Genomic DNA, 8,754 nt, shown 5'->3' on the forward strand with positions numbered 1-8,754 from the left:
GGTTTCCGAAAGCGGGAACCGGTCTTTTGCTGTGCGGCTTTCAATGCCATATATGTACGGTGGATTACTTGCGGGCGGTTTGATAAGATAATAGCAGCAGTTTTAAAGGATGTGAGGGATTGAACGCTAATATGATTGATTCGATAGTAAGATCGGATGTAGAATTGCTGGCTCCGGCCGGCGATTGGGAATGTATGCGCGCCGCGGTAGCGAACGGCGCGGATGCGATATTTTTTGGCGTGGAGAAGTTTAATGCTCGTGCCCGGGCGAACAATTTCCGCAGCGAGGAGCTGCCGGAAATTATGGCTTTCCTGCATACGTACGGCGTAAAGGGCTTCCTTACGTTCAACATTCTCGTCTTTGAAGACGAACTGCGCGATGCGCAGAAACTGATCGAGATGTGTATCGATGCTGGCGTCGATGCCGTTATTGTGCAGGATCTTGGATTGGTTAAGCTTATTCGCGAGCTGTCTCCGGATTTCCCGATTCACGGATCGACGCAGATGACGATTACGTCGCCGGAAGCAGTGGGATTCACGAAGCCTTTCAATATAGAACGGGTCGTGCTCGGCCGTGAAAATAACTTGAAGCAGATCCGGACGATTGGCGAGCAAGCGAAGCTTCCGATGGAAGTGTTCGTGCATGGCGCGTTATGCGTTTCCTATTCCGGTCAATGCCTGACCTCGGAAATGTGGGGCGGGCGTTCGGCCAACCGGGGCGAATGCGCGCAAGCGTGCAGGCTGCCGTACGATCTGATGGTCGACGGCGAAATCCAGCCGATGGGCGATATCGCGTATTTGCTGTCGCCGAAGGATTTGGCGGCGATCGATATTATCCCGGAGCTGATTCAAGCGGGCGTCACGTCGTTCAAGATCGAAGGACGACTGAAGAGTCCGGAATATGTCGCCAATGTCGTGAGCAAGTATCGGAAGGCGATCGATAAATATTTCGACGGCGATCTGTCGAAGCCGTCGAAGGAGGAAGTGCGTGAGCTGCAGCAAAGCTTCTCGCGCGGCTTCACGCATGGTTTTCTTGGCGGAACGAACAACAAGCAGCTCGTTGAAGGGACGTTCCCTAAGAGCCGAGGCGTCTACCTCGGCCGGGTGGAGCGCATTATGCGCGATGCCGTTACGCTGCGACTCGACGCGCCCGTGAAGCGCGGCGACGGCATCGTGTTCGACGCGGGCGATCCGACGAAGAAGGAAGAAGGCGGCCGCGTCTACGATATTCGCCGCCAAGGCGTCAAGATCGAAGGCGAGGCGCAGGAAGGCACGCTGATCGAACTTGTCTCCGGGCGCAACGATGTCGACTTGCGCAAGGTGCATGTCGGCGACCGTGTTTGGAAGACGAACGATCCGGCGCTGGACAGGCGTCTGAGAGCGACCTTCGAGACGGACAAGCCCTATCGCGTGTTTCCGCTTCATGTACGAGTAACGGGAACGGCAGGCGAGCCGCTGCGGACATGGTGGACCGATGTTCAGAAAGGTACGACGGTAGAGATTGCATCCGAACTTATGCTTGAGCAAGCGATGAAACGTCCGATGGACGCCGCGCTGCTGGAAGATCAGCTAGGCCGTTTAGGCGGAACCGTATACCAGCTCGATCATCTGGAGGTTGAGCTTGACGGCGATTTGATCGTTCCGGTTCGAGAGCTTAACCGGATGCGCCGCGAAGCGGTCGAGCAGCTTGCGGGGGAGCGTCCGAAGCCGCCTGTCTATATCAAGCGCGAGGTTAAAGCGCATGCCGATGCCTTTAAGGGCAAGGACGCGCTTGCTCCGCGCAGCGGCAAAGACGCGCAGCTGACGGCGTTATGCCGCAGTCTGGAGCAGGTGGAAGCGGCGATCAAGGCGGATGTATCGTACATCTATGCCGACTTCGAATTTATCAAGCAATTCCCGGCAGCCGTGGATGCGGCGCGTGCCGCCGGCAAGCCGATTGCTCTTGCGACGCCGCGCATTCATATGCCGGGCGAGAACGGCTACCATGCGAACATTTTAAGATTGCAGCCCGATGCGGTTCTCGTCCGCAACACGGGAGCGCTCTATTATTATTTGCGCGCCCGCGCAGCTAATCCGGATAAGCCGTTTCCGAAGCTGATCGGCGACTTCTCGCTTAACGTGGCGAATCACAAAGCGGTGAATCTGTTCGCCGAAGCGGGTATCGATCTCATCACGCCTTCGTACGATCTCAACATTCAGCAAATGGTCGATCTGCTGGAGAACTCGGATACGTCGCTGCTGGAAGTCGTTATTCATCAGCATTTGCCGATGTTCCATACGGAGCATTGCGTCTATTGCACCTTCATGAGCGAAGGGACGGACTATACGAACTGCGGAAGGCCTTGCGAGGAGCAGCGCGCGTCGTTGCAGGATCGGATCGGCATGGCGCATCCCGTGCGCGTTGACGAGGGCTGCCGCAATACGGTATACAACGCCGTCGAACAATCGGGCGCGGAATATATCCGCAACTTCGTCGGACTTGGCGTATCGAACTTCCGCGTCGAGTTTCTGGAGGAGACGCCGGATAAAGTGCTGGAGGTGCTGTCTCTGTACCGTGATGCATTGGACGGCAAGATCAGCGGCACGCAAGTATGGCGCAGCTTGAAAGCAACGAATCAGCTTGGCGTAACGCGCGGACAGCTGGTCAATAAATAAAGGCATGAGCATACCGTCTTCTCTGCAAAGGGAAGGCGGTATTTTTGTATGGTCAATGATGCAAGCCTATAAGCGTGAAGTGGGCAAAGACCCCGCTCTGCGCGCGCTCGCGAGGCTGATTGGATTTGGCATAGACGATGAAGAAGGGGATTTGGCCGAGGCGCTCCGATATTTGGACCAAATCGCCGATCCGAGCGAAAGCGATCGTCAATTGCAGGCAGATTTTCGAGAGCGGCTGCAAAAGATATAAGCGGTCGTCGTTCTTTCGCGAGTAAGGTTTGACACGTTAATCCCCCTGACTTAGCATAGAAGCATATATGCTTTAGGGCGATTATAAAAATAAAGCGAGGCGTAATCATTGATGAACGGTGCTTGGTATTCCGGATGGAGGCATGTATTTAAGCTTGATCCTGAGCGCGAATTGTCCGACGAGGCGCTTGAAGCGATCTGTATGTCCGGTACGGATGCGATTATCGTGGGCGGATCGAGCGGCGTAACTTTCGAGAATACGGTCGACCTCATGTCGCGTATTCGCCGCTACGAGGTCGATTGCGCGCTTGAAGTATCGACGATGGAGGGAGCCGTTCCAGGCTTTGACGGTTACTTCGTGCCGATCGTATTGAATACAGACCGGGCGGAATGGATCAATGGCCGTCAGACCGAAGGGCTGAAGGAGTACGGTACTTTCGTTCCATGGGAGTCGACGGCGGCTCAAGGCTATATTATATTGAACGCCGAAGCAACCGCGGCGAAGCTGACCGGAGCGGATACCGGGCTGGACGAGGAAGGTCTCATCGCGCATGTGCGGATGGCGGATCGTCTTATGCGTCTGCCGGTTGTCTATCTCGAATATAGCGGCAGCTACGGCGACATGCGGCTGGTGAAGCGGGCGAAATCGGTTATCGAAGGCGCTCGGCTGTTCTATGGCGGCGGCATCGACAATGGGGTCAAAGCCCGCGAAGCGGCGCTCGCCGCGCATACGGTAATCGTCGGCAATGTGGTGTACAGCGATCTGGAAGCGGCATTGTCTACGGTCGAAGCCGTCCGGGAAGTCGATCTGGCGGCGAATTTTGAAGGATGAACAATGGAGGTTGCTCATGTGTCGATGAAGACGCGTGAGCAGCCTTTTTTTTAATCATGAAATTTCCGGGACAGTAAGCAGCTGCGTAAACGCGTTTTTTGGTATTAACGATGGGGTTATTTTGCTAAAATAGTTGTGGTTTCAAATTGACACGCGGCAGGTCGTTGTCTACACTGAGAATAGGCGAACAAATGCGAACAAAGGAGCAAAAGCATGTTGAATCAAATCGGCATCGAGCAAGCGGTGCAGAAGCTTAATCCGCCGCAACGGGAGGCCGTTCAAGCGACGGATGGACCCCTGCTGATTATGGCCGGCGCGGGAAGCGGCAAGACGCGCGTCCTTACGCATCGTATAGCATACTTAATCGAGAAGAAGCGGGTAGCTCCATGGAGCATCCTCGCTATAACGTTTACGAATAAAGCATCCCGCGAAATGCAGGACCGGGTGAGCGCGCTCGTCGGACCGGCAGGACGGGACATCTGGGTATCGACGTTCCACTCGATGTGCGTCCGTATTTTGCGAAGAGATATTCACCGGATCGGGTTTACGTCCAACTTCTCCATCTTGGATTCCTCCGATCAGCTGTCCGTTATTCGCGGCTGCATGAAGGATATGAACCTGGACACGAAGAAGTTTGAACCGAAGGCGGTTCAAGCGGCGATCAGCGGAGCGAAGAATGAGCTCATAACGCCTGAGCGATATGGGGAGAAGGTCGGCGATTTTTTCGAGGACATCGTGGCCAAAGTATTCGATAAGTACCAGAAGCGGCTTAGAAGCAACAACTCGCTCGATTTCGACGATCTCATCATGATGACGATCCAGCTATTCAAAGATGAGCCGGAAGTGCTTGATTTCTATCAGAACAAGTTCCGCTATATTCACGTCGACGAATATCAGGATACGAACAGAGCCCAGTACATGCTATGCCGCATGCTGGCCGATAAGCATCATAATATTTGCGTCGTCGGCGACAGCGACCAGTCGATTTACCGCTGGCGGGGCGCGGACATCACGAATATTTTGAACTTCGAGGGCGACTATCCCGAAGCCCGCACGATCATGCTGGAGCAGAACTATCGCTCGACGGCCAACATTCTTGACGCGGCCAACGCGGTCATTAAGCTGAATACGGGCCGCAAGCCGAAGAAGCTGTGGACGGATCAAGGGGCAGGCGATCTCATCGCGCTGTACCAAGCCGACTCCGAGCATGACGAGGGCTACTACGTAACGGGAGAAATCCGCAAAAATGTGAACAAAGGCCGAAAGTTCTCCGATCACGCGATTCTGTATCGCACGAATGCGCAGTCCCGGGTTATCGAGGAAATCTTGATCAAGTCGGATATTCCTTATCAGATCGTCGGCGGCATAAAGTTCTATGATCGCAAAGAGATTAAGGATCTGCTCGCTTACTTGCGGCTGATCTCCAACCCTGACGATGATATTAGCTTGGTGCGCATTATTAATGTGCCTAAGCGGGGAATCGGGGATACTACGGTTGCGAAGCTTGGTGAGGAAGCGGCGCGTCGCGGCACTTCCGTATTCCGGGTGCTTGCCGACCTCGGGGATGTCGAGGTGAACGGGCGTACGCGTACGCTGCTGAACGAATTTTATGGCATCATTGATAATTTAACGCGTATGGTAGAGTATTTGTCGGTGACGGAGTTGACGGAGAAAATATTGGAGCTGTCGCAATACCGGATGGAGCTGCAGCGCGAGAATACGCTGGAGTCGAAAGCCCGGCTGGAGAATATCGACGAGTTCCTCTCTGTGACGATGGACTTCGAGAAGCGCAACGAGGATCGTACGCTTGTCGCATTCTTGACCGATCTGGCGCTCATTGCCGACATCGATTCGATGGGCAAGGACGAGGAAGAGGCGGAGAAGTCGAGCGATGCCATTACGCTTATGACGATGCATAGCGCTAAAGGACTGGAGTTCCCGATCGTATTCATTATCGGCATGGAGGAATCCGTATTCCCGCATAGCCGGGCGCTTGCCGATAACGAGGAGCTGGAAGAGGAAAGGCGGCTCGCTTATGTCGGCATAACTCGTGCCGAGGAGCGGCTGTACTTGACCTGCGCGCGCATGCGCACGTTGTTCGGACGCACGGCTGCGAACCTCCCCTCACGCTTCCTGCAAGAAATCCCGGATAGCGTGAGGGAAAGCGCCTCCGCCGCGGGCGGCTTCGCCCGCGCGGCGATCCGCCCTGTCGCCGGGCGCGCGCCAGCCTATGGCGCGCCTGGCGCAGGAGGCCGCTCCCCCGGCATGGCGGGGAGCGGACCGGCCGCGGCAGGCGGCAGAGGCGGCGTGCGCGTAAGCACGCCGCTGGATGCCGCCAAGGCGGCCGGAGGCGGAGCGGCTGGCGGAAGCTCAGCCGCCTCAGGCAGCTTTGCCGCTGGCGACCGCGTCGCGCACGGCAAGTGGGGCGAGGGCGTCATTGTATCCGTTAAGGGAACGGGCAATGACATGGAACTGCAGATTGCTTTCCCGGCTCCGACCGGAATTAAGCGCCTATTGGCAGGTTTCGCGCCGATCACTAAGGTGTAGACTAAGTTTAGATATGAAGTGTTATTTGGAGAGGAGACCGCCTGTATGAGCGCTCAATTGGAAAGAATGCAGGAGCTCATCGCGATCATTACGGAGCACAACTACAAGTATTACACCTTGGATGAACCGTCGATTGCCGATGCGGAATATGACAAGTTATACGATGAGCTTGTTGCGCTGGAATCGTCCTCCGGCGTTGTGCTGCCGGAATCGCCGACGCAGCGTGTCGGCGGCGAGCTGCTTGGCGGCTTCGAACCGCACCGCCACCGCGCGAGGTTATGGAGTTTGGACAAAGCGCAGGATATCGAGGATTTGCTTGCTTGGAACGCACGCGTTGTGAAAGCGATCGCCGACTATAATGCCAAACATCCCGATGTCGTGCCTCTCCCCGATCCAAGCTATGTCGTCGAATTGAAGTTCGACGGCTTGACGCTTAATTTGACGTATGAGGACGGGCAGCTCGTACAAGCGTCCACGCGTGGCAACGGCACGGTCGGGGAAGGCATTCTCGCACAGGTTCGGACGATTCGTTCCGTACCGTTGACGATTCCTTTCACGAACGGTATTGTCGAGGTGCAGGGTGAAGGCATTATGCAGCTGTCCGTGCTGGCCAAGTACAATGAAACGGCGGTAGAACCGCTTAAGAACGCGCGGAATGCGGCAGCTGGAGCGCTGCGCAACTTGAATCCGAAGGTGACAGCCGAGAGAAAACTTAACGCTTTCTTCTATAATGTCGGCTACACGGACGGTGTTTCGTTCGAGAATCATCGCGAGATGCAGCAGTTCCTGCGAGACAATAAGTTCAAGGTTAATCCTTACGTGACTTATATGGATACGATTGAAGAGGTACAAGATGAGCTTGTTCGTATAACAGAGCAGCGTGATAAGTTGGACTTCCTGATCGACGGCGCTGTCGTTAAAATAGTTGATATGCGCACAAGGGAGGCCCTTGGCTATACCGACAAGTTCCCGCGCTGGGCAGTCGCATTCAAGTTCGAGGCCGAAGAAACAACAACGATTCTAGAGTCGGTCTCATGGGAAGTCGGCCGAACGGGCAAAATAACGCCTGTAGCGCGTGTAGAAGCGGTTGAGCTGGCAGGCGTAACGGTTCAGAACTGTACGCTCAACAATATCGGCGACATAGAACGCAAGAATCTTAAGCATGCATTAGGAGCGCAGGTTATCATTCGTCGTTCCAACGACGTCATACCTGAAATACTCGGCAAAGCCGACGACGAGCCGGGAGCGGAGATTGTCTATCCGATCGTTTGTCCATCCTGCGGTACCGAGCTTGAGCAGCGCGGAGCGCATCTGTTCTGCAATAATAAGCTAGGATGCCAGCCGCAGATCATCGGCCGCATTACGCATTTTGCTTCCCGCGACGCGATGGACATCGATACATTCAGCGTGATGACGGCAGAGCAATTGTATACCGATTGCGAAGTACGCGATCCTGCCGACTTGTATGCTTTGGAATACGACGATCTCATTAAGCTCGATCGCTTCGGCGAGAAGAAAGCCCGCAAACTGCTTGATGCGTTCGAGAAGTCGAAGTCCCGAGAGTTGGCATCGTTCTTGTTCGCGCTTGGCATTCCGAATACGGGCAAAGCAACGACCAAGATGCTCGCCGATCATTATGGCAATCTCGATTTGATTATGCAGGCGACTGCAGAGGAGCTTGTTACGTTGCCCGACATTGGCGGCATCGTAGCGGAGAGCATCGTAAGCTTCTTCGCCGACCCGATCATCGCGGCGAGCATTGCGCGTATGAGGGAACTGGGCGTGAAGGCAGAAGCCGAGCAAGCAATCGTCGTTCGCGAGGACAGCATTTTTAGCGGCAAAACCGTCGTTCTGACGGGGACGCTTCCGACGATGTCGAGAGACGAAGCGGCTAAGAAGCTCGAAGCTTGCGGCGCGAAGATCTCAGGCAGCGTATCGAAAAAAACCGATTTCGTCGTAGCCGGCGACAGCGCGGGCAGCAAGCTGACTAAAGCGCTTGAGCTGGGCGTTACCGTTATCGATGATGAAGATGAGCTTCTTCGTTTATTGGGAGAAGGATAGCATCTATAAGTGGAGGGTGTTCGACTATAAGTCGTACATCCTCTTTTGCATCTCGATCCACTGAACACAAATGTAAAAAAATACAAGTTGTAATCTGTTTCTCAATGTGATAAATTATTTCTTGTCGCTTCCGAGGCATTGCGAGAAACGGCTTGAAACACTTTTTATAAAAAGTAAAACAAGCTGTTGACACGATGGACGAAAGCTGATATCATAAATTCTTGTCACGACAAAATGTGACAGCAAGTTCTTTGAAAACTGAACAAATGGATCACGTCAAAATCCAAACAAATGCAATAAATTGCTAGTTAAGTAATGAGCAAGTCAAACACCATTATGGAGAGTTTGATCCTGGCTCAGGACGAACGCTGGCGGCGTGCCTAATACATGCAAGTCGAGCGGAGTTATTCC

The 8,754-nt window shown here is 54.4% G+C and carries 5 protein-coding genes and 1 rRNA gene; all 6 read left to right on the top strand.

Annotated features, from left to right (window positions below):
• Positions 1 to 131 precede the first annotated feature (131 nt).
• Positions 132 to 2,654 carry a U32 family peptidase gene (locus J2T14_RS20900; protein WP_307473873.1) on the top strand — a complete coding sequence of 841 codons (2,523 nt, stop codon included), beginning with the start codon at positions 132 to 134 and terminating at the stop codon, positions 2,652 to 2,654.
• Positions 2,655 to 2,658: 4 nt separating this feature from the next.
• A complete protein-coding gene (locus J2T14_RS20905; RefSeq protein WP_307473815.1) occupies positions 2,659 to 2,904 on the top strand; it encodes a hypothetical protein in 246 nt (81 codons plus the stop codon).
• Positions 2,905 to 3,015: 111 nt separating this feature from the next.
• Complete coding sequence (locus J2T14_RS20910; protein WP_307473817.1) at positions 3,016 to 3,735, top strand: heptaprenylglyceryl phosphate synthase; 720 nt, start codon at positions 3,016 to 3,018, stop codon at positions 3,733 to 3,735.
• 213 nt (positions 3,736 to 3,948) lie between these two features.
• Positions 3,949 to 6,282, top strand: a complete 2,334-nt coding sequence (pcrA, locus tag J2T14_RS20915) for a DNA helicase PcrA (protein WP_307473819.1) — start codon at positions 3,949 to 3,951, stop codon at positions 6,280 to 6,282.
• A 45-nt stretch (positions 6,283 to 6,327) separates the two neighbouring features.
• Entirely contained in the window at positions 6,328 to 8,343 is a 2,016-nt protein-coding gene (gene ligA / locus J2T14_RS20920; protein WP_307473821.1) for an NAD-dependent DNA ligase LigA, read from the top strand.
• A 333-nt stretch (positions 8,344 to 8,676) separates the two neighbouring features.
• Positions 8,677 to 8,754 (top strand): 16S ribosomal RNA (locus J2T14_RS20925); the annotation flags it as partial.

Source organism: Paenibacillus harenae, from assembly GCF_030812415.1.
Classification (GTDB): Bacteria; Bacillota; Bacilli; order Paenibacillales; family Paenibacillaceae; genus Pristimantibacillus; species Pristimantibacillus harenae_A.